At 40.5% G+C, this 21849-nt stretch carries 19 protein-coding genes and 1 tRNA gene; all 20 read left to right on the top strand.

Features of this window, described 5'->3' with window-relative positions; translation table 11 throughout:
• Window positions 1-436 precede the first annotated feature (436 nt).
• The 20 genes from miaB to FHX64_RS09120 all read left to right on the top strand — a co-directional run bounded on the left by miaB (window position 437) and on the right by FHX64_RS09120 (window position 21593).
• Window positions 437-1810 (top strand): tRNA (N6-isopentenyl adenosine(37)-C2)-methylthiotransferase MiaB, encoded by a 1374-nt coding sequence (miaB, locus tag FHX64_RS09215; RefSeq protein WP_183413474.1) that lies wholly within the window; start codon window positions 437-439, stop codon window positions 1808-1810.
• Window positions 1811-1873: 63 nt separating this feature from the next.
• Window positions 1874-4354, top strand: a complete 2481-nt coding sequence (locus FHX64_RS09210; RefSeq protein WP_183413473.1) for a YfhO family protein — start codon at window positions 1874-1876, stop codon at window positions 4352-4354.
• 130 nt (window positions 4355-4484) lie between these two features.
• The gene (locus FHX64_RS09205) at window positions 4485-5363 is read left to right on the top strand and encodes a cell division protein FtsX (protein WP_183413472.1); all 879 of its coding nucleotides are present in this window, start codon (window positions 4485-4487) and stop codon (window positions 5361-5363) included.
• 37 nt (window positions 5364-5400) lie between these two features.
• On the top strand, window positions 5401-5676 hold the full coding sequence (locus FHX64_RS09200; RefSeq protein ID WP_183413471.1) for a DUF3098 domain-containing protein: 276 nt from the start codon (window positions 5401-5403) through the stop codon (window positions 5674-5676).
• Entirely contained in the window at window positions 5673-6476 is an 804-nt protein-coding gene (locus FHX64_RS09195) for an undecaprenyl-diphosphate phosphatase (protein WP_183413470.1), read from the top strand. Before FHX64_RS09200 ends, FHX64_RS09195 begins: the two co-directional genes overlap by 4 nt.
• A 21-nt stretch (window positions 6477-6497) precedes the next feature.
• Entirely contained in the window at window positions 6498-7193 is a 696-nt protein-coding gene (truB, locus tag FHX64_RS09190; RefSeq protein WP_183413469.1) for a tRNA pseudouridine(55) synthase TruB, read from the top strand.
• 185 nt (window positions 7194-7378) lie between these two features.
• Window positions 7379-8428, top strand: a complete 1050-nt coding sequence (gene queA / locus FHX64_RS09185) for a tRNA preQ1(34) S-adenosylmethionine ribosyltransferase-isomerase QueA (RefSeq protein ID WP_183413468.1) — start codon at window positions 7379-7381, stop codon at window positions 8426-8428.
• Between the two features lie 51 nt (window positions 8429-8479).
• Window positions 8480-10381 (top strand): YgiQ family radical SAM protein, encoded by a 1902-nt coding sequence (locus FHX64_RS09180; RefSeq protein WP_183413467.1) that lies wholly within the window; start codon window positions 8480-8482, stop codon window positions 10379-10381.
• Between the two features lie 138 nt (window positions 10382-10519).
• The gene (locus FHX64_RS09175; RefSeq protein ID WP_183413466.1) at window positions 10520-11257 is read left to right on the top strand and encodes an acyl-[acyl-carrier-protein] thioesterase; all 738 of its coding nucleotides are present in this window, start codon (window positions 10520-10522) and stop codon (window positions 11255-11257) included.
• Window positions 11258-11314: 57 nt separating this feature from the next.
• Window positions 11315-12361: a ketol-acid reductoisomerase gene (gene ilvC, locus FHX64_RS09170; protein WP_183413465.1), complete on the top strand. Its 1047-nt coding sequence runs from the start codon at window positions 11315-11317 to the stop codon at window positions 12359-12361.
• Between the two features lie 100 nt (window positions 12362-12461).
• The gene (locus tag FHX64_RS09165) at window positions 12462-13589 is read left to right on the top strand and encodes a hypothetical protein (RefSeq protein WP_183413464.1); all 1128 of its coding nucleotides are present in this window, start codon (window positions 12462-12464) and stop codon (window positions 13587-13589) included.
• Between the two features lie 157 nt (window positions 13590-13746).
• Window positions 13747-15030 carry a glycoside hydrolase family 57 protein gene (locus FHX64_RS09160; protein ID WP_183413463.1) on the top strand — a complete coding sequence of 428 codons (1284 nt, stop codon included), beginning with the start codon at window positions 13747-13749 and terminating at the stop codon, window positions 15028-15030.
• Window positions 15031-15212: 182 nt separating this feature from the next.
• Window positions 15213-15283: transfer RNA gene (locus FHX64_RS09155), tRNA-Gln, on the top strand.
• Window positions 15284-15420: 137 nt separating this feature from the next.
• On the top strand, window positions 15421-15945 hold the full coding sequence (locus tag FHX64_RS09150) for a KdsC family phosphatase (RefSeq protein WP_183413462.1): 525 nt from the start codon (window positions 15421-15423) through the stop codon (window positions 15943-15945).
• A gap of 29 nt (window positions 15946-15974) precedes the next feature.
• Window positions 15975-16862, top strand: a complete 888-nt coding sequence (gene rfbA, locus FHX64_RS09145) for a glucose-1-phosphate thymidylyltransferase RfbA (protein WP_183413461.1) — start codon at window positions 15975-15977, stop codon at window positions 16860-16862.
• On the top strand, window positions 16849-17412 hold the full coding sequence (rfbC, locus tag FHX64_RS09140; protein ID WP_183413460.1) for a dTDP-4-dehydrorhamnose 3,5-epimerase: 564 nt from the start codon (window positions 16849-16851) through the stop codon (window positions 17410-17412). Before rfbA ends, rfbC begins: the two co-directional genes overlap by 14 nt.
• Before the next feature lie 24 nt (window positions 17413-17436).
• Window positions 17437-18312, top strand: a complete 876-nt coding sequence (gene rfbD, locus FHX64_RS09135) for a dTDP-4-dehydrorhamnose reductase (protein ID WP_183413459.1) — start codon at window positions 17437-17439, stop codon at window positions 18310-18312.
• 24 nt (window positions 18313-18336) lie between these two features.
• Entirely contained in the window at window positions 18337-18885 is a 549-nt protein-coding gene (locus FHX64_RS09130; RefSeq protein WP_183413458.1) for a helix-turn-helix domain-containing protein, read from the top strand.
• A gap of 30 nt (window positions 18886-18915) precedes the next feature.
• Window positions 18916-20622 carry a gliding motility-associated ABC transporter substrate-binding protein GldG gene (gene gldG, locus FHX64_RS09125; RefSeq protein WP_343053499.1) on the top strand — a complete coding sequence of 569 codons (1707 nt, stop codon included), beginning with the start codon at window positions 18916-18918 and terminating at the stop codon, window positions 20620-20622.
• Between the two features lie 86 nt (window positions 20623-20708).
• Window positions 20709-21593 carry an AraC family transcriptional regulator gene (locus FHX64_RS09120; RefSeq protein WP_183413456.1) on the top strand — a complete coding sequence of 295 codons (885 nt, stop codon included), beginning with the start codon at window positions 20709-20711 and terminating at the stop codon, window positions 21591-21593.
• Window positions 21594-21849: the final 256 nt, after the last annotated feature.

Below are 21849 nucleotides of genomic sequence, written 5' to 3'. Positions count from 1 at the left end.
TAGCGTGGAACTCCGGTATTATACTTCTACAAACTTTCTGGATAATTATATTAATTGGGACTCTAATTACAACAGAGTAGCCCTTATAGTTGGGATCCGGATATTCGGAACAAGGACAAAATATCAGAAATAACGTATTTATCCTTAGTGATTTAAGTAGGAAATAATATTGTAAATCTTCCCGATTGAAATCAATAAAGTTCCTCTCTTGTGTTAGAGGAATTTAGGGAACGGCTTTAATATTGGGATGCACATGTGCCTCAGTATCTATGTATTTTGGTCCATTCCAGGAAAGATTTCTGGAATATCATTGTTTCTTGGGCAGAGTTAAAGATTACCGGATGAAGAGAAACGATCCCTTTTCCTCCCTTTCCCGCGTCATGGAACAATATTCAAAAAATGCGTATCTTTGCCACAAATTAAGTGCTTACTATTCATGCAATCAACATACAACAAAGATACAGAAGAGACAGGAACGCCTGCTCTTCCTAAAAAATTATACATTGAAACTTATGGATGCCAGATGAATGCAGCAGATTCGGAGGTTGTGGCTTCCATCCTGAAAATGGATGACTACGAGCTAACCGATCAGCTGAACGAAGCGGACGCTATCCTGATGAACACCTGTTCCGTGAGGGACAATGCAGAGCAGCGTGTCATCCACCGTTTGCAGCAGTTTGACAGCCTGAAAAAGAAAAAGGAACGGTTGATCGTAGGCGTTATCGGCTGTATGGCCGAGAGGGCAAAAGAAGATCTCATCAATCATTATGGTGTTGATGTAGTTGCCGGCCCTGATGCCTATCTTGATCTTCCGCATCTGATGCAAAGCGCGTTGCAGGGCGAAAAAGCCATCAATGTGAATCTCTCCACAACAGAGACGTATAGCAAAGTGCTTCCGGCACGTATTGGGGCTTCTATTTCGGGATATGTTTCCATTACGCGGGGATGCAACAATTTTTGTTCTTACTGCATAGTGCCTTACACCCGGGGGCGCGAACGCAGCCGTGATGTGGAAAGTATTTTGCAGGAAGTGGCCGATTTGCAGCAAAAAGGATACCGCGAAGTGATCCTCCTGGGGCAAAACGTGAACTCTTATTTGTCGCGTCAACCCGATAGCAACATTGATTTCCCCGCATTGCTGAAACTCGTTGCCGAAGCAGCTCCCGGATTGCGTATCCGCTTTACAACATCACATCCCAAGGACATGAGCGATAAAACACTGGAAGTTATGGCGGCTTATCCGAATTTATGCAAAAATATCCACCTTCCCGTGCAGTCAGGAAGCAATCGCATATTGCACAAGATGAACCGCAAATACACACGCGAGTGGTATCTGGACCGTATTGCAGCTATCCGGCGGATCTTACCTGAAGCGAGCATCACGACGGACGTTTTTTGCGGATTCCCGACAGAGACGGATGAAGATCATGAACAGACCCTTTCATTGATGCGTGAGGTGGGTTTCGACGCCGCCTTTATGTTCAAATATTCGGAAAGGCCGGGCACTTTTGCCGCAAAACATTTGCCGGACGATATCTCCGAGCCGGTAAAAGTGAAACGGTTGCAGGAGATCATTGATTTGCAAAACCAACTCTCGGCCGAAAGCAACAAAGCAGCTATTGGCAAAACCTTTGAGGTGTTGGTGGAAGGATTTTCAAAAAGGTCGCGTGAACATTTCTTTGGAAGGACATCCCAGAACAAGGTGGTTGTTTTCCCCAAGGCGGGTTATCACATCGGCGACCGGGTTGAGGTACGCATTACCGATGCTTCGTCGGCAACCCTCCAGGGAGAACCCATAATGCATTCATAATTATTTCAAAACACTTGAAGAGTCATCAGATATTGCCGTAAAACATTAAAAAACACAGCACAAATGAACAAACAAATTTGGTCGAAATCAGTACCGCACCTTGTGGCAATTCTTTTTTTCATTATCGTTTCTTATATCTATTTCAGTCCGGTTATTGAAGGAAAGGTCGTGATTGGCCATGATAACCAGACATGGGCGGGCATGTCAAAAGAAACAATGGATTATAATGCCACCCATAAAACGCCTACGCTATGGACAAACAGTATGTTTGGCGGAATGCCGACCTATCAGATTGCAATGAAAACACCTGCCGACGCAGTGAGCTTCATTTATTCCTTTTTTACGGTTTTCCCACGTCCGGTTTACTACCTGATATTATATCTAATCGGTTTTTATATCCTAATGCTTGCTTTGCGCATCAATCCGTGGCTGAGCATGATAGGTGCGGCGGCGTTTGCTTTTGCTTCATATAATTTTATCATCATTGCCGCCGGACATAGCAGCAAGGCGATTACAATTGCCTACATGGCGCCTGTGATTGGCAGCGTGGTGATGGCTTTCAGGGAACGACGATGGCTCGGGGCAATATTGACTGCTATCTTCCTGGGACTGGGCATTAAAGCAGGACATTTCCAGATTGTCTATTATGTGCTGATTATTATTCTTATCCTGGGCATTTCGGAACTGATTTACAGCATAAAAGACAAACAGTTTGGTGACTTTCTGAAAACACTTGGCGCATTGGGCATCAGCCTGGTGCTGGCTGTAGGGATTAATGCCACAACGTTGCTTACCACTTATGAATATGGCCAGTATTCGATGCGGGGACAAGGATCATCGGCCTCTCAAAATCACCAGAGTAACAAAGGCGGACTGGATAAGGATTATATTACCCAATGGAGTTATGGGATTGGAGAAACATTAACATTGCTGATCCCCGATTTCCGTGGCGGTGCAAGCGATGGAACATTGACGGAGAATTCGGCAACGGGTCAGAAGCTCGACGCTTTGGGAGCGGATGCTTCACAGATAATGAGTACTCAAAAATGGCCGCTTTACTGGGGGAACCAACCAATGACCTCAGGCCCTGTTTATGTAGGGGCTATTGTTTGCTTCCTTTTTGTCCTTGGATTGTTTTTGGTGGAAGGACGTTATAAGTGGTGGCTTCTGGCAGCTACTATCCTGTCTGTTATGCTGGCATGGGGTAAAAACTTCGGACTGATGACAGACTTCTTTATCGATCATGTACCTATGTATAATAAGTTCCGAACGGTATCCATGATTCTGGTCATTGCCGGATATACCATGCCGATTTTGGCCGTGTTGGCCATACAGCGTATTGTGAAGGGCGAATATGATCAGGAAAAATTCAAAAAAGCGCTTTACTGGTCATTGGGCATCACGGGAGGTCTGAGTTTGCTTTTTGCGCTGATACCTTCGCTGGCCGGTAATTTTATGTCACCGTCAGATAACCAGTTTACCGGAAATTATGCTTTCCTGCAAAACACATTGCCAATAGACCGTGAATCGTTGCTTCGCTCTGACGCGTTCCGTTCGTTCATCTTCATCCTGTTGGCAGGAGCTGCCATCTGGTTGTTTACAAAAAAGAAAATCAATACCTCATGGCTTTACATCAGTCTTGGTGTTTTGATTTTACTTGACATGTATCCCGTCGCAAAACGCTATCTGAACGATAGCAACTTTGAATCGAAGACAGTTGCTGCAAGCATTAAACCCAGTGTTGCCGATAAAGCCATTTTGCAGGACACAACGTATTATCGTGTGCTGAATTTATCGGTAAGTCCGTTTAATGATGCCTCGACTTCCTATTTTCATAAGAGCATCGGAGGTTATCATGGCGCAAAATTGCGCGAATATCAGGATTTGATAGACGCACAACTGATTCCTGAAATTGAATCCATCTTTAGTTCGTTCAAACAGGCCAAAACAGCAGCAGACATACAACAGCCCCTGGCAGCACAGGTAGTGTTGAATATGCTTGATATGAAATACCTGATCTACGATCCGCAGGCTCCCCCGATCCTTAATCCATATGCTAACGGAAGCCAATGGCTGATCCGGAAAGTCGTTACGGTACCCGATCAGGCAGCTGCCCTTCAGAAAGTAGGACAGATTGATACCAAACATGAGGCAGTAGTGACACAATCTGTGGCAACTACTCTGCCATCGTCATTCGGGAGCGATACTACAGCTACAATTACCCTGCAGAAATATGAACCCAATAAACTGGTCTATGATTATCAGTCAAAGAGTCCCCAGATTGCTGTCTTCTCGGAAATTTATTATCCCAAAGGATGGAACGCTTATATTGACGGGAAGAAGGTGCCGTTTGTCAAAGCAGATTACCTGTTGCGCGCAATGGCGCTTAATGCAGGTCAGTATCAGATTATGTTCCGGTTTGATCCGAAATCATATTCACTTGGAAATGCCATTTCGATGATTTCTTCTATCCTGTTGATCCTCTTTGTGCTGGGTGGTCTGTTTTTGCTTTTCAGAAAATGCAGGAAAAAAAGAGAACAATAAACGATTGATTGGTTAGCTTCGGATAAATAACAGACATAAAACGCTATCTTTGCAGGCGTGAAACCAACCCGGTTTTCGGGAAGGATTATTCTGAAGCATTTACAGGAAACACGGTTAAAGCAGAAAGAGAATGTCACATCGTGCATCAAGGCAAAAAAAGCGGTTTTTTAACTTGCATGTTATCTCCACGATAAGTATTGCATTTGTACTTTTCCTCATAGGACTCATCTCCATACTGGTTATTATTGGGAATGATGTATCAAACTATGTGAAGGAAAACGTGAACATGTCAGTTGTCATCGAGGATAGCATTTCCCCGCATGATTTGCAGGTGGTGCAGCAATTGATTCAAACAATGCCTGGTGTAAAATCCTATGAATATATCAGCAAGGAGCAGGCCTTAAAAGATCATATCCGCGATTTGGGAGAAAATCCTGCCGATTTTCTGGGCTACAATCCTTTGCTGGCTTCTTTTGAAGTGAAACTGACCTCTTTTTATGCTAATACAGACAGTGTGTCCCATATCGAGAAACGGTTGAAAAAATATGCCGGCGTGAAGCAGGTTATTTACCAAAAAGATATTATCCAGCTGGTAAATGATAATTTAACCAAGACAGGCTATTTCCTGATGGGGATAGCGGCTATTCTGATCTTTATTTCGACGGTATTGCTGAATAATACGATCCGGTTGAGTATTTATTCCAAGCGGTTTGTGATTAATACCATGCGTTTGGTAGGCGCTAAGGCATGGTTTATCCGCCGGGCGTTTGTGTGGCGGTATTTGTGGAACGGACTCATTGCCGCTGTAATAGCGCTGGCGTTGCTTGGTGTTGCTGCCTATTATGTTCAGATTGCCCTTGGCGTCAACTTTAATCTGTACAACCTTCGTGTTGAGCTGATGGTTAGCGGGGTAGTAGTCCTGTTCGGATTGCTGATCAGCTTCTTTGCTGCCCTTTTTGCCGTAAACCGCTATATACGGATGCGAACTAATGATATGTATTTTATTTAGTCCATAGTATTTACCAAAACATTAATACTTTCTACTGATGAAACAGACAAAACAACCGGTAAAAACCGATGAAACGCAAAACCAGAGGGATTTTGCCCTGGGAAAGACCAATTGGATTTTAATAGGCGTTTCTGTGTTTATGATCATTTTAGGTTTTCTTCTCATGACAGGCGGTAAGTCAGGATCGGTATTTAATCCGGATATTTTTAGCACACGACGCATCACTGTTGGCCCAATGATTTCTTTATTTGGCTTCTTATCTATGTTCTTTTCTATCATGTGGCGTAACAAAAAGGAGGACGAGAATAAATGACCTGGTTACATACCCTCATCTTATCGGTTATAGAAGGCCTTACCGAATTTTTGCCCGTTTCATCAACTGGTCACATGGCTTTAGCCGGAGCTTTTATGGGCATTGATAAAAACGCTTTTACTAAATTATTTATTGAGAATATCCAGTTTGGAACCATTTTATCGGTGGTTGTTGTGTATTGGAGAAAATTTATTGACTTCAAAAGCTGGCATTTTTATCTCAAATTAATCCTGGCATTGATTCCTTCTGCTGTGGTTGGTTTGTTGTTGAAGAGTTATATCGACAACGCCCTGCAAACTCCGTTGATGATTGCGTTTACCATGTTCGGAGGTGGCTTTGTCCTTTTGTTCGTTGACAAATGGTTCCTGAATCCAACGATTCATTCCGAAGAAGAAATTCCTTATAAAAAAGCATGGATGATCGGTGTGTATCAGATATTATCGGTTGTGCTTCCCGGATTGAGCAGAAGCGCTTCGACAATTATCGGCGGGATGCAACAAAAACTGACGCGTAAAGCCGCTGCCGAGTTTTCGTTTTTTCTTGGAGTGCCTACCCTGGCAGGCGCATTTGTAGTAAGCTTTTGGGATGCTTATAAGAAAACTCCTGAATTGCTGACGCACCATAACCTTATGCTGCTCGCAGCAGGTAACTTTATCGGGTTTGTGGTAGCTATCTTTGCCATCAAAGGTTTTATTGCTTATTTAACCAAACACGGATTCAAATTTTTCGGCTATTACCGTATTATCTTCGGTTTTATCATTATTGTACTGTTACTATTGCACGTCCACGTTGACTTTTAATGCGATACGAAATTTTTTTACATGGATTTTATCGAAGGAGAAGTTCTTTATTTCAATAAACCCCTGCATTGGACTTCATTTAGCTTAGTCAACAAAATTCGTTGGTTAATCAGTAAACAGCTTAAAGTCAAAAAAATAAAGGTAGGCCACGCCGGAACGCTTGATCCTCTTGCAACCGGCGTGATGATTCTTTGTACCGGGCGGGCCACCAAACTGATTGAATCTTTTCAATATCAGACAAAAGAATATGTGGCAACGCTTTTTCTGGGCGCCACTACGCCTTCATTCGACCTTGAAAAACCAATTGATAAAGAATATCCCACAAGCCATATCACAAGAGAATTAGTAGAGACTAAATTGCAACAGTTTATTGGCTCTATAGAGCAGATTCCACCCGTTTACTCCGCCGTGAAAGTGGATGGGAAAAGAGCGTATGAATATGCACGTGAAGGTGCCGATGTAGAGCTGGCTTCAAAAACGCTGGTCATTGACGAGCTGGAAATCCTTGCTTTTGACCTGCCTGTCTTAAAACTTCGTATCGTGTGTAGCAAAGGAACTTATATCCGGGCTTTGGCAAGAGATATCGGGCAAGCACTCGACAGCGGAGCTCATCTTACCGAACTTACACGCACACGCATTGGAAATGTTACCATTGACCAGTGCATGACGCCGGAGGATTTTGAAAAGTTCCTTAAATTACCACAAAAGGAGCCCTAAAGTTTCCTTGTTAGCACATTCTCAGTCAAATGTTACGGTAATTTAACCGTTTGTCTATTGACATTGCCTATCTGCAAAGCGTACTTTTGCACACAATTTGCTGTTTTGTAATCTCATCTGTGATCTATTCTAATAAGCTTAATCAAATAATCGCGAGATTCTTTATTATCTAATTAATTCATATTATGAAGCTTTCCCAGTTCAAATTTAAATTACCTGACGAATTAATCGCCCTCTATCCTACTAAACACAGAGACGAATCACGCCTTTTAGTCTTACACCGAAAAACCGGAGAAATTGAACATCGCTATTTTACCGATATCCTTGCTTATTTCAACGATCAGGATGTATTTGTTTTTAATGATACACGGGTATTTCCTGCCCGTTTATACGGGACAAAAGATAATTCCGAGGCAAAAATCGAAGTTTTTTTGTTGCGGGAATTAAATCATAACCTGCGCATGTGGGATGTGCTGGTTGATCCTGCCCGTAAAATTCGTGTCGGGAACAAACTTTATTTTGGACAAAATAATGAGTTGGTTGCCGAAGTCATTGATAACACAACCTCACGTGGCCGGACTGTCCGTTTTCTGTATGATGGTGAATATGAAGACTTCCGAAAGACCCTTTATGCTTTGGGAGAGACTCCTCTTCCCCGTTTTATTCAACGGCAAGTTGAGCCGGAAGATGCGAGTCGCTATCAAACGATTTTTGCCCGAAACGAAGGTGCTGTCGTTGCTCCCACTGCAGGATTGCACTTTAGTCGCGAGTTGATGAAACGTCTTGAAATTTTAGGCGTAAACTTTGCTTTTCTAACGTTGCATGCCGGTTTGTGCAATTACCGTGAAATTGATGTTGAGGATCTGACCAAGAACAAGATGGATTCCGAGCAAATGTTGCTTACCCCGGATACTGCGCAAATTATTAATTTAGCAAAAGAATCAAACCGCAACGTTTGTGCTGTAGGTACAACTGTTTTACGGGCTATTGAAACATGCGCCTGTACTAACGGGACTGTGAAACCTTACGACGGATGGACGAATAAATTTATTTTTCCCCCTTATGATTTTGGTGTAACTGAAAGCCTGATCGCCAATCTTCATCTTCCTTATTCTCCCCTTTTAATGGCTACTTCAGCTTTTGGAGGATATGATAATGTAATGAAAGCTTACAGCGTAGCTGTGGAAGAAGGATATCGCTTCGGAATCTATGGTGATGCGATGTTGATTATATAACATTAAACAGAGTGCATATTGTTGCCTGATGTGCATTTAAAAAACATATTATTGCAAGAATCATTTCAAAATAACTGGCTTCCCACAACGAAAAAAGAAGTAGAACAACGTGGTTGGGATGCGTTGGATGTTATCCTTTTCTCCGGCGATGCATATATTGACCATCCCTCGTTCGGTGCGGCTGTAATCGGACGCACTTTAGAAGCGGAAGGTTTACGTGTGGCAATTGTTCCTCAACCGAATTGGCGGGATGATCTCCGGGATTTTAAAAAACTGGGAACGCCTCGTCTCTTTTTTGGTATTTCAGCAGGCTGCATGGATTCCATGGTAAATCATTATACTGCGAACAAACGACTGCGATCCAATGACGCATATACGGCCGGAGGTGTTTCAGGGTTTCGTCCCGATTACACAACGATCGTTTATTCAACAATTCTGAAAAATTTATTCCCGGACGTTCCGGTTATTATCGGGGGAATTGAAGCATCCATGCGCCGCTTTACGCATTATGACTATTGGTCGGATCAATTAAAGAAAAGTATTTTACTTGATAGCAAAGCCGACTTGCTGGTGTATGGCATGGGGGAGAAATCAATTATAGCAATTGCCCGTGCATTACAACAGAATCGTTCGGTTACCGGTTTGCAGACAATTCCACAAACGGCCTTTGTGGTTTCTTCAGATCATCAAAATGTGGAAGAATTGAACGCTGAAACAATCGCTCTTTTTTCTCATGAAGCATGTTTGGCAGATAAACATAAATCAGCGCAGAACTTTAGAATTATTGAAGAAGAATCCAATAAGATAAAGGCTGCGAGGCTGACACAACGTTGCAATAATGAGTTGGTGGTGGTGAACCCTCCTTACGAAACCTGGACACAAGAAGAAATTGATGCTACTTACGATTTACCTTACACCCGGCTGCCACATCCTAAATATAAAGATAAAAGAATTCCTGCCTACGATATGATCCGATTTTCTGTTAATACGCATCGTGGTTGTTTTGGTGGATGTTCTTTTTGTACCATTTCCATGCATCAGGGGAAACAGGTACTTTCCCGTTCCGAAAAATCTATTTTCAAAGAAATAGAACAACTGGGTAAATTGCCTGAATTTAAAGGCATTCTTACGGATTTGGGCGGACCATCGGCAAACATGTATGGCTTACGCGGCATAGACCAGTCAATTTGCGAAGCATGTAAACGGCCCTCGTGTATATTTCCTGCTATCTGCAGGAATCTGGACCGGAACCATTCAAGAATGATTCGTCTTTATAAAGCTGTCGATCAATTACCCTATATCAAGAAAGCTTTTATTGGCAGTGGCATTCGTTATGATTTGCTACTCCAGCCTTCAGGTAACAGTGAGGTTGATAAAAGCCTTACTGAATATACAAAGGAGGTTATTCAGCATCATGTTTCAGGCCGGTTGAAAGTGGCGCCTGAACATACATCTCCACAAGTTTTAAAACTGATGCGCAAACCTTCGTTTGAATTATTCAAACAGTTTCAGCAGAAATTTGAGCAATATAATCGCGATGCTAACCTAAAGCAACAGCTTATTCCCTATTTTATTTCAAGTCATCCCGGATGTAGTAATATGGATATGGCGGAACTTGCTGTAATAACCAAATCATTGCATTTCAAACTGGAACAGGTGCAGGATTTCACTCCCACACCCATGACCTTGTCCACCGAGATGTATTATTCAGGCATCAATCCCTACACGGGAGAATCGGTTGAAACGCCAAAACAGGCCAGCGATAAAATATCGCAACAACGATTCTTTTTCTGGTACAAACCGGAATACAGACAATCTATTTTGCATGATTTACGAAAAATGAATAGAAATGATTTGATAGATAAATTATTAGATTACCATTATACGGGTAAAAACGACATTGGCCGATCTTCGTCTACACATAAAAAACAAGTTGTGAAAAGAAGAAAATAGAAGTACGCGGAAAAACTGTATTGGAGAATTATGTGTTTTGCTTAAAAAAGTGTACCTTTGCAGGGATTTTAGCTTCCAATTTTAAATCAATATCAATGATATTTGATCGTATTGTAAGCAATCGATAATTAAGGAGGAATGGGTTTATTAGGGCGATATACATTTCAATTGCAGCCACAGGATGGTGACTTCATGGAGCAACTTTTTGCTTATTCCCTTGGAGATTATATCCTTCAGGCGGCAGGGAAAAATGCAGACGATAACGGATTTGGCGTTAGAGAGCTAAATCGTGAAAATTATACCTGGGTGTTGATCCGGATGGGAACTGAAATTCTTCAGATGCCAACCATTTATCAACAGATTACAATAGAAACCTGGATTGAAAGCATCCGGTTCGCTTCGACGACACGTAATTTTACGGTACGTAATGAGCAGAATGAACCTATTGGTTATGCTACGACAAATTGGGCAATGATTGATGTGGAAACCCGAAAACCTGTTGATTTGGCAAAGTTGCCAAGCCTGACGCATTATATTGGTGGAAATCCCATTCCTGTTGAATCGACAGTTAAGCTGCCGTCGGTAGATGGAACTCCAATCAACAGACATAAAGTTCAATATAGTGATATTGACTTTAACAGACACGTCAATAGTATGAAATATTTGCAATGGGTGCTCAATGAATATTCCATTGACTGGTTTGCTGAACATGCGATTAAAAGATTTGATATCAATTTCTTGCACGAAGCTTTATATGGTGAAGAAGTGATGCTGTTTCGCCATGCAAAAGAAGACAAAGATCAGTTTCAGATTAGCCGGTTCGTTGATGAAGAACCGCTTTGCAAAGTGCAGATTAAATGGAAGAAAAACGAATAAGAAACGCTCCGGAATTGCAAGGAGTGAAATACTTTTATCAACTTAATACTAAGTAATATGGCTGTAATGAATTTTGGGGGTGTAAACGAGAATGTTGTTACCCGCGAAGAATTTCCATTGGAAAAAGCACGTGAAATATTGAAGAATGAAGTGATTGCTATAATCGGATATGGAGTACAAGGCCCCGGTCAAAGCATGAATTTACGCGATAATGGATTCAATGTTATTGTCGGACAACGTAAAGATTCCAAAACATGGGATAAAGCTGTCGCTGATGGATGGGTTCCGGGTCAAACATTGTTTGAAATTGAAGAAGCATGCCAGCGTGCAACTATTATTCAATATCTGCTTTCAGATGCTGCCCAAATTGCTGTTTGGCCTCTGGTGAAGAAACATTTGACGGCTGGCAAAGCTCTTTATTTTTCACATGGGTTTGCTATTACGTACAAGGAACGTACAAATATTATTCCTCCGGCAGATGTTGATGTAATTCTTGTTGCTCCGAAAGGATCTGGTACTTCCCTTCGACGTATGTTCCTGCAAGGCCGTGGATTAAATTCATCCTATGCAATTTTCCAGGATGCCACCGGGCATGCTTATGAACGGGTTGTTTCTCTGGGTATTGGTGTAGGTTCAGGCTACTTGTTTGAAACTACGTTCCAACGTGAAGTATATTCTGATTTAACTGGTGAACGCGGAACCCTGATGGGAGCAATTCAGGGTATTTTTGCTGCACAATATGATGTGTTGCGTGCTCACGGACACACACCTTCCGAAGCATTTAATGAGACTATTGAAGAATTAACGCAATCTTTGATGCCTTTAGTTGCTGAAAACGGAATGGATTGGATGTATGCCAATTGCTCTACAACAGCTCAGCGTGGTGCACTTGACTGGTGGAAGCCGTTCCGTGATGCTGCAAAACCTGTATTTGAAAAACTTTATGCCGAAGTTGCCTGCGGAAATGAAGCACAGCGCTCCATCGACTCCAACAGCCAGACGGACTATCGTGTAAAATTGGAAGAAGAGTTAGCCGCTATGCGCAATAGTGAAATGTGGCAAGCTGGTGCTGTAGTTCGGAAGCTTCGTCCAGAAAACAATTAATGTGTTTTGAAACAACGTATTGCAATAGGCCGTTCTGTCCAGGAACGGCCTATTTGTTTAATAACTTTTTTGTATATTTGCAGCCACAAGAAAATCAACCATGTCAATAGAAATACGAGAAGTACAGACGAAAAAAGAATTAAAACAATTTGTCTTGTTTGGCATTCGCCTCTATTCAAACCATCCATATGCTGCACCTCCTTTGTTGATGGATGATATGACTGTGTTGAACAAAGAAAAAAATCCTTCCTTTGCTTTTTGTGAAGCCCGCTATTTTATGGCTTTTAGAGATAATAAAATGGTAGGGCGTGTAGCTGGGATCATTAATCATCGGGCTAATGAACGGTGGAGTTATCAACATGCGCGTTTTGGCTGGCTTGATATGATTGATGATTTGGAAGTGACGAAAGCACTTTTAGAGGCAGTTGAAACTTGGGCAAAAGAGAAAAAAATGACGGCGATTCATGGACCTGTAGGGTTTACCGATTTTGATCGCGAAGGTATGCTCGTTCATGGATTTGACAAACCGGGCACGATGGCAACCAATTATAATTTTCCTTATTATCCTGAACATTTGGCTGCATTAGGTTATCAAAAAGATATAGACTGGAAAGAATATAATATCCAGATACCAAAGGTATTTCCTGAAAAGCATTTTCGAATTGCTAAAATTGTAAAAGAAAAATACCAGTTAGAAGCGTTACATTTTCGCTCGACAAAAACGTTGGCAAAAAATTACGGAAAAAAAATCTTTGATTTGCTGAATGTTTGCTACAGTGATTTGTATGGTTTTTCTCTTCTTTCTGACGAACAGATACAATTCTATATTGGTCTTTATTTGTCATTAGCACGGCTTAATTTAGCCAGCATCATTGTGAACAAGGAAGATGAAGTTGTGGCTTTTGGTTTTTCCCTTCCTAGCATGACGAAAGCCTTGCAAAAAGCAAAAGGAAGACTTTTTCCCTTCGGATTTATTTACCTACTCAAAGCGCTTTATGGAAAAAGTAAAGTGGTTGACTTATATTTAATGGCAGTACGCCCTGATTACCAGGTAAAAGGAGCCAGTGCAATGTTATTTGCCGAACTTATGCCCGAATATGCGCGTGAAGGTTTTGAATATGCCGAAAGTAATCCTGAACTGGAAACGAACCAGAAGGTTTCTACTCTTTGGGATAGCTTTGAAACAAAGCATGTTAAAACCAGAAGAGCCTTCATAAAAGAGCTATAGCATTTTTTCTATTTCACACGATGGCACCCTTGTTATAAAAGAGGTGCTTTTTTTGTGTTTTGCTGAAAAATAACTTACTTTTGTGTGTGGCAATATTATTGGAATTGCCCATGCTAAAAGTTTTTCCGGAATTTTTTAATTACAAAACCTCTTCTTAATGAAAACCATCTGTTTCTACTTTCAACTGCATGTCCCGATGATGCTCCGCCGGTATCGTTTTTTGGAAATAGATCAAGATCATTATTATTACGATGATTTTGCCAATGAAGCTAATGTACAACGATTAGCAAAAACATCGATTTTGCCGCTCAATTTATTGCTGTTGGAACTGATCAGGACTTCGAGAGGAAAATTCAAAATTGCGCTTTCGATTTCCGGAGTAAGCATTGAACTTTTTGAGCAATTTGCGCCAGAGGTAATGGAGAGTTTTTCCGAATTAGCCAAAACCGGTAATGTGGAATTCATTGCAGAAACATATGCTCATTCGTTGTCGTCAATGTTTGATCCGGATGAATTTACGCAACAGGTTCAGCAACATAGCAATACTATTTTTGAGTTGTTTGGAATAAGGCCTACTACGTTTTGCAATACCGAAATGATTTATTCGGATGAAATAGGAGAGATGATTTATAATTTGGGATTTAAAACCATTTTAACTGAAGGTGCCAAGCAATTATTAGGCTGGAAAAGTCCAAATTTTCTTTATGGACATGCGGTCATTCCCGATTTGAAAATTTTGGTTCGTAACATGCGTCTAAGTGATGATATTGGTTTTCGTTTTTCCAATAACAGTTGGTCTGATTTTCCTCTGACTGCTGAAAAATTTATGGGATGGATTAAATCAACCGACGCTTCGGAGCAAATTTTCAATATTTGTATGGGATATCAGACTTTTGGAGAACGCCAGAAACCCGAAAGCGGCATTTTTGAATTTCTAAAAGCAATTCCATTTCATGCACTTGCCAATCGTATCACATTTTCAACTCCTTCCGAAATAGCTCAAAAGTTTAATCCAATTTCTCCTATAACTGTTATTTATCCTCATTCATGGAGCGGCGAAGAAAAAGATGTTAGTCACTGGACTGGAAATATCATGCAAACGGAAGCATTACAAAAGCTGTATGCTCTCGGGGAACGCGTTCGCCTTTGTTCTGACCGAAGCATAAAAAGGGATTGGCTGTGTCTTCAGGGATCTGAAAATTTTCATTTTATGACGACTAAACCATGGAATAGCTTTGTTATCTGGCCCCAGTATGAGTCACCATATGATGCCTTTACAAATTATATGAATATTCTATCTGATTTTATTCATCGGGTTAAAGAAGAATATCCGTCAAGTATCGACAATGAAGAATTGAACGCCCTTTTGACGACTATTTACAATCAGGAGATAAAAATTGCCAAGTTAGAAAGTCAGCTTGGATACAATAACAACGAATAAAGAATAATTGTATGCCGTATGTGTGTGTTTTGATGTAGCTTTTACATCGTTAGAACGGTGCGCCGTGCTAAGAATCAAATTAGAGAAGGCTTTGGTTTTATTGAGATAAAAAATTGTGCAAAAATTTTGTGGAAAGACATAATTCCATTAACTTTGCACCGCTTTTATAAGAAAAGCGAGCTTGTCCCGTGGTGTAATGGTAGCACAGCAGATTTTGGTTCTGTTAGTCTGAGTTCGAATCTTCGCGGGACAACTTAAAATAAGGCCGGTCGTTTGATTTTCAAACAATTGGCCTTATTTGTTTTATATAGTTCATTTTTCTCATTGGTTTTAATCAGCGATTTCGTTACAAGTAATAGATTTTAACTTCATATCTGCATCATTTAATGTATGGCAAATTTCAAAGAATTACTGGCTCAGGTCAAAGCATTTGTCTTTGATGTTGATGGAGTATTGTCACATTCAACAATACCTTTGCATCCTAATGGAGAACCGATGCGAATGGTTAATATTAAAGATGGCTATGCCATTCAGCATGCTGTAAAAAAAGGATTTCATGTTGCTATTATAACAGGTGGTAATACAGCAGCTGTGCGTTTACGTTTTGAACGGCTTGGCGTTTCGGATATTTATATGGCTTCTGATTTCAAAATGAAAGATTTATTGCATTTTATGCAACTTCATAATCTGGCGAAAGAGGAAATTATGTACATGGGAGATGATATCCCTGATTATAAAGTGATGAGCTATGTCGGCATTCCTGTTTGCCCTGCTGATGCTGCTCCTGAAATCAAAGCCCTGTCTTTGTATGTTTCTCCCTGTAATGGAGGTGAAGGTTGTGCCCGCGATGTTTTGGAACAGGTAATGAAAGTCCAGGGTAAATGGATGGATGATGATGTGGCTTTTGGGTGGTAGTTTAGGTGTTCAAACAAAATTATAAACTCATGAAAGGTATTATTTTAGCAGGAGGATCTGGTACCCGTCTTTATCCGGTTACCAAAACTATTTCGAAACAGATTATTCCAGTATATGATAAACCAATGATTTATTATCCGTTATCTGTTTTGATGTTAGCCGGAATTCGTGAAATATTAATTATTTCTACTCCACAAGATATTCATTTATACAAAGATTTGTTTGAAGATGGCTCTTCCTTTGGACTCAATATTACTTATGCCATTCAACCGTCACCCGACGGATTGGCTCAGGCTTTTTTGATAGGAGAAGAATTTATTGGGAGTAGTCCAGTCTGTATGATTTTGGGAGATAATATCTTTTACGGATACAACTTCTCTTCTCAACTGATGGATGCCGCAGCTTTAAAGGATGGAGCCATTGTTTTCGGATATTATGTCAACGATCCGGAGCGATATGGTGTGGCAGAGTTTGATGCTAACGGTCGTGTGCTGAGTCTGGAAGAAAAGCCGATAAATCCTAAATCAAATTATGCTGTGACAGGCTTGTATTTCTATGGAAACGATGTGGTTGAAAAAGCCAAAGCGTTGAGTCCGTCTGCTCGGGGAGAATTGGAAATTACCGATTTGAATCGTCTTTATTTGCAAGAAAATCGACTGTCGCTTAAAATGCTTGGACGTGGTATGGCATGGCTGGATACCGGAACGCACGATAGTTTGCTGGAAGCTTCAAACTACATTGCCACTATTGAAAACCGACAAGGTCTGAAAGTTGCTTGTATTGAAGAGATAGCATTCCGCATGGGATTTATTGACAAAGACCAATTGATTCAATTGGCCCAGCCATTGCTTAAAAACCATTACGGACAATATTTGCTTAAAATCGCTCATGAGCCTAAAGAATATGGAAATAATTAAAACACAAATTCCTGATTTGCTGATTGTTAAAAATCGCTTTTTCAAAGACGAACGTGGCTTCTTTATGGAGCACTATAATAAAAAACAATTGGCTGAACATAATATTCATATTGCTTTCTGTCAGGATAATTTGTCTCAATCGAGTTACGGTGTTATTCGTGGGTTGCATTATCAACTTGCTCCTCACGCGCAAACCAAGCTCGTGTCGGTAATTGTCGGAAGAGTATGGGATGTTGCTGTCGATTTACGTAAGGGATCGCCTACTTTCGGACAATGGGTTGGCATTGAACTTTCGGATGACAATAAAACACATTTTCTTATTCCGCAAGGATTTGCTCACGGTTTTTCGGTGTTAAGCGAGACAGCCATTTTTAGTTATAAATGTGATCAATATTATAATCAGCCGGCTGAAAGAGGTATTCGGTTTGATGATCCTGCTTTGGCTATTGATTGGCGTATTCCAACAGATCAAGCTATTGTTTCTCCAAAGGACAAGATTCATCCTGACTTCGCAGAGGCGGAAATGAATTTCAATTTTATATCCCATTAATTGTAATTATTTAATAATCAAATCATGGTGACGATTTTAGTAACCGGATCAAATGGACAGTTAGGGAACGAAATCCAACGATTGGCGCCGGAATTGGATGATATGAACTTTGTATTTACAGATGTTGATACACTGGATATTTGTAATAAAGAAGCTTTAGAACAATTTGGTTCCCGGTATTCTTTGGACTTTATCATTAATTGTGCAGCTTATACAGCTGTTGATAAAGCAGAAGATGATGTAGAACTGTGTTATGCAATTAATCGTGATGCTGTACGCAATATCGGAGAAGTAGCAGCTTCTGTTGGTTGTAAAGTTATTCATGTTTCGACTGACTATGTTTTTAGCGGAAAAACGTATCATCCGTATGTAGAAGATATGCAAACGGCTCCTGAAACAGTTTATGGTAAATCAAAAGCCGAAGGAGAAGAAGAATTGCTTCGTGTCTGCCTGGATGCTATTATCCTTCGCACATCATGGCTTTATTCCTCTTTTGGAAATAATTTTGTGAAGACCATGATCAGATTAGGCAAGGAAAAAGACACGATATCGGTTGTCTATGATCAGATTGGAACTCCAACATATGCTGCTGATCTGGCTGTTGCTATTGTACACATTGTGAAAGAAACCATTCGGGATGAGAATTATTTCAGAACTGGCACATACCATTTCTCAAATGAAGGCGTTTGTAGTTGGTATGATTTTGCTATAGCCATTCATCGCCTTGCGGGGATAAAATGCAATGTACAACCTATTGAATCTTCCGCTTATCCGGCTAAAGCTCCACGTCCTTTTTATAGTGTCCTGAATAAAACGAAATTCAAAAATACATTCCATATTCCTATTACACACTGGGAAGAAAGTCTGGGCCAATGTATTATCCGTCTTCAAACAGTGTGATGTTTTGTTGGTAAATTATTAATTATGAACGAATCAATTAAACAAATTGCTGCCCGGTTGCGCGGCTTGCGTGAAGCTTTGGCCATTGATATAGAAGAAATGGCTGCATCGTGTGAGTTGTCTGAGCAGGAATATCTGGCATATGAAAGTGGAGAAAAAGATATTCCAGTTGGATTGTTGCACACCATAGCTTCTCATTATGGCGTTGAGATGACTGCGTTGCTTTTTGGTGATGAACCACGTATGAATGCTTATTATGTAACCCGGAAAGGACAAGGGGTTGCTCTGGAACGTAGCAAAGCATACAAATATGAGTCATTGGCAGCCGGCTTTGCCAATAGGAAAGGCGATCCGTTTATTGTAACGGTTGAACCTTCGGATGCTCCATTTCCTTCAAATGCACATGCGGGTCAGGAATTCAATTATGTCATTGAAGGGAGCTTGTTGTTGCAGATCAATGGGAAACGAATCATTTTAGAAGAGGGCGATGCGATTTATTTCAATGCAGAACTGACGCATGGCATGCAGGCGCGTAATCATGTGCCAGTAAGATTTCTAGCTTTCATTTTGTAATTTACTAACTGTTTTTACACGAGTTCCCTCATGCAATGGTTCCGGTTTGGCGCGACAACGCGAAAGCTTATGTTTCAGTCTTTTTTGATCATAGCGTCTATTGTGGTTGTCAACATATTGTCTCGACATTATTTTTTTCGGATAGATTTAACATCGGATAAACGCTTTTCGTTATCTTCCAATACAAAGCATCTGATGAAATCATTGCAAGATCCTTTGAAAGTGAATGTATATCTGGATGGGGACTTAAATGTGGGCTTTTTAAGACTGAAAAATGCGACTGCCAATCTGTTGGATGAATTAAAAATTTATTCTAAAGAACCTATTGATATTCATTTTATTGACCCGACGAATCAATCTTCATCTGAAGCTCAGGCAAAAGCGTATGCAGCGCTTGAGAACAGAGGATTACATGCTACAACTGTGTATGAAAAGGATGGCAATGGGAAAGCTGTGGAAAAAGTTATTTTTCCCTGGGCGGAAATCATTGCCCATCATGATACGGTACCGGTGAATTTATTGGTTAACATTCCAGGAAATTCAGGAGATGAAAACCTGAATGCATCTGTTGAAGAGCTGGAATATCAAATTACGGATGCTATTCGTCGGTTAGAATCAAAAGAGATAGAGAAGATTGCTTTTCTGGAAGGCAACGGCGAGCTTTCAGAAGCAGAAGTGTATGATGCATCGACAGCGTTGAGCCGCTATTTTGAAATCGATCGTGGCAGCTTGGGTACTGATCCTAAAGCGCTGGATCCGTTTAAAGTTGTTATTATTGCAAAACCCAAAACACCTTTCACCGAGCAGGAAAAATTTATTATTGATCAATATATTATGCACGGAGGTCGTGTGTTGTGGCTTGTGGATGGAGCAAATATTGACACGCAGAATCTTACACGGAATGGACAAGCCACCATTTTGCCTCTGGATGTAAATCTGAGCGACCAACTTTTTTGTTATGGTGTGCGTATCAATCCGGACGTTGTGGAGGATGTTCAGTGTATAAATGTTCCGGTGAATGTTGCCCGCCAGAATGATCCACCACAGTTTAAACCCATGCCTTGGTTTTTCTCTCCGCTATTACTTACTTCTCCATATAATCCTGTTACGCGAAATCTTGGTGCAGTAAAGGCGGATTTTGCATCATCCATTGATTTGGTGGGAGACTCGGTTCATGCTAAGGCAGATATATTGCTGGTTACCTCTAATGCATCACATATTTTAGCACCACCTGCCTTTATTGATTTAAAGCATTTGCCTGATCCGGAAGATCAACATTATTTTAATATTCAAAATGTACCTGTTGCTGTGGCTCTTTCTGGAATTTTTACGTCCGATTTTGCTAATCAGATGGTTCCTGAAGGGATTGATCCTCATACACCCATTGCTCGCTTTAGTAAACCTACGCGCATGATTGTTGTGTCGGATGGCGATATAATTCGTAATGATGTTCAGGATAACCAGGGAAAATTACAGGCTTTGCCTTTGGGATATGACCGGTATTCTAATCGCCAATACAGTAACCGGGCTTTTATTGTCAATGCTGTACAATATCTGAGTGATCAGGATGGCTGGATGAATCTTCGTTCACGCCAATTTAAACTTAGGCTGCTTAACCGGCTGGCCAGCACCGAAGGAAAATTAACCTGGCAACTAATCAATGTGTTGGCCCCTGTGCTCTTATTGTTAGTTTTTGCTGCTCTTTATCTTTTTATCCGAAAGAAACGATTTCAATAAATGGCTATTGTTGTCGTGTTGGCGAAGTTCCATAGTCAAGAATTTACATTATCTTTGTCATCACCTTAAGATGATAAAAAAGTATCATGTTCAATAATACCATACTTCAGGAACTTACTCCGCTATCTGAGAAAGATTGTTTTTACATTGTCGATCGTACTAAATCAACATTTACTTTTCCATTGCACAAACATGCTGATTGTGAAATCAATTATGTGGAAAATGCAAGGGGGACGAGACGTATTGTCGGTGATTCTTTAGAGGTGATTGGCGATTATGATTTAGTTCTTATTACAGGTAAAGAACTGGAGCATACGTGGGAGAATTATCAGTGTTCCTCAAATGAAATTCATGAAATTACGATTCAATTTTCTCCAGAACTCTTTTCTCAGGGATTATTAAATAAAAACCAGTTCAAGAGCATCAAGAAGATGCTTGAATTAGCAGAAAAAGGATTAGTTTTTCCGTTAAACACAATTTTGGTTGTCAGACCTTTGCTTACCTCCCTTGCCCATGAGAAGCAGGGTTTTTATGCTGTTATTAGCTTTTTTACATTGCTGTACGAACTGTCATTAAGTAATGATGTGAGGACGTTGTCCAGTACTACATTTGCAAGATCTACCATCACAAATGAAAGTCGTCGTGTGCAAAAAGTGCATGATTATCTTACTTCCCATTTTGCTGAGGAGATTCGTCTGGCTCAGTTGGCCGAAAGTGTCAATATGACAGAGGCCTCTTTCAGTCGTTTTTTTAAACAGCGGACAGGTAAAAGTGTAACGGATTACTTATTAGATATTCGCATTGGGAATGCTATTCGTTTATTAGTTGATTCTTCACAAACCATAGGCGAAATTTGTTTCAGTAGCGGTTTTAATAATCTTTCTAATTTTAATCGTATTTTCCGTAAACGCAAAGGGTGCTCACCCAAAGAATTTAGAGATAACTATCATAAAAAGAAAGTGATAGTGTGACTTCGTCGAATGCTTGTTTGTTAAAAACGCTCCTTTTTTAACAAATATAGGAAAAGTATCATTTTTCGATAAAATTGTACTTGAAATTTGCGTCAAAGGCTTCTAACTTTGCGCAGTTCAGTTTCTTGTTTTCTTACCAAGATAAGAGAGCAGTTATAATCATATGTTTATTAGTGTGTTTTTTTTAGACAAGCCATTAGCTATTCACACTAGGGATGACAAATGATATGTATATAGCAAGATTTTATTACCATGT

Origin of the sequence: Microbacter margulisiae (assembly GCF_014192515.1) — a bacterium.
GTDB classification, from domain to species: Bacteria; Bacteroidota; Bacteroidia; order Bacteroidales; family Paludibacteraceae; genus Microbacter; species Microbacter margulisiae.
The sequence above is the reverse complement of the archived record's forward strand: the minus strand, read 5'-3'. Positions and strand labels throughout refer to the sequence as shown.

Coding starts and splice junctions, on each gene's coding strand:
- miaB (WP_183413474.1), top strand. CDS start 437: ATGCAATCAACATACAACAAAGATACAGAAGAGACAGGAACGCCTGCT.
- FHX64_RS09210 (WP_183413473.1), top strand. CDS start 1,874: ATGAACAAACAAATTTGGTCGAAATCAGTACCGCACCTTGTGGCAATT.
- FHX64_RS09205 (WP_183413472.1), top strand. CDS start 4,485: ATGTCACATCGTGCATCAAGGCAAAAAAAGCGGTTTTTTAACTTGCAT.
- FHX64_RS09200 (WP_183413471.1), top strand. CDS start 5,401: ATGAAACAGACAAAACAACCGGTAAAAACCGATGAAACGCAAAACCAG.
- FHX64_RS09195 (WP_183413470.1), top strand. CDS start 5,673: ATGACCTGGTTACATACCCTCATCTTATCGGTTATAGAAGGCCTTACC.
- truB (WP_183413469.1), top strand. CDS start 6,498: ATGGATTTTATCGAAGGAGAAGTTCTTTATTTCAATAAACCCCTGCAT.
- queA (WP_183413468.1), top strand. CDS start 7,379: ATGAAGCTTTCCCAGTTCAAATTTAAATTACCTGACGAATTAATCGCC.
- FHX64_RS09175 (WP_183413466.1), top strand. CDS start 10,520: ATGGGTTTATTAGGGCGATATACATTTCAATTGCAGCCACAGGATGGT.
- ilvC (WP_183413465.1), top strand. CDS start 11,315: ATGGCTGTAATGAATTTTGGGGGTGTAAACGAGAATGTTGTTACCCGC.
- FHX64_RS09165 (WP_183413464.1), top strand. CDS start 12,462: ATGTCAATAGAAATACGAGAAGTACAGACGAAAAAAGAATTAAAACAA.
- FHX64_RS09160 (WP_183413463.1), top strand. CDS start 13,747: ATGAAAACCATCTGTTTCTACTTTCAACTGCATGTCCCGATGATGCTC.
- FHX64_RS09150 (WP_183413462.1), top strand. CDS start 15,421: ATGGCAAATTTCAAAGAATTACTGGCTCAGGTCAAAGCATTTGTCTTT.
- rfbA (WP_183413461.1), top strand. CDS start 15,975: ATGAAAGGTATTATTTTAGCAGGAGGATCTGGTACCCGTCTTTATCCG.
- rfbC (WP_183413460.1), top strand. CDS start 16,849: ATGGAAATAATTAAAACACAAATTCCTGATTTGCTGATTGTTAAAAAT.
- rfbD (WP_183413459.1), top strand. CDS start 17,437: ATGGTGACGATTTTAGTAACCGGATCAAATGGACAGTTAGGGAACGAA.
- FHX64_RS09130 (WP_183413458.1), top strand. CDS start 18,337: ATGAACGAATCAATTAAACAAATTGCTGCCCGGTTGCGCGGCTTGCGT.
- gldG (WP_343053499.1), top strand. CDS start 18,916: ATGCAATGGTTCCGGTTTGGCGCGACAACGCGAAAGCTTATGTTTCAG.
- FHX64_RS09120 (WP_183413456.1), top strand. CDS start 20,709: ATGTTCAATAATACCATACTTCAGGAACTTACTCCGCTATCTGAGAAA.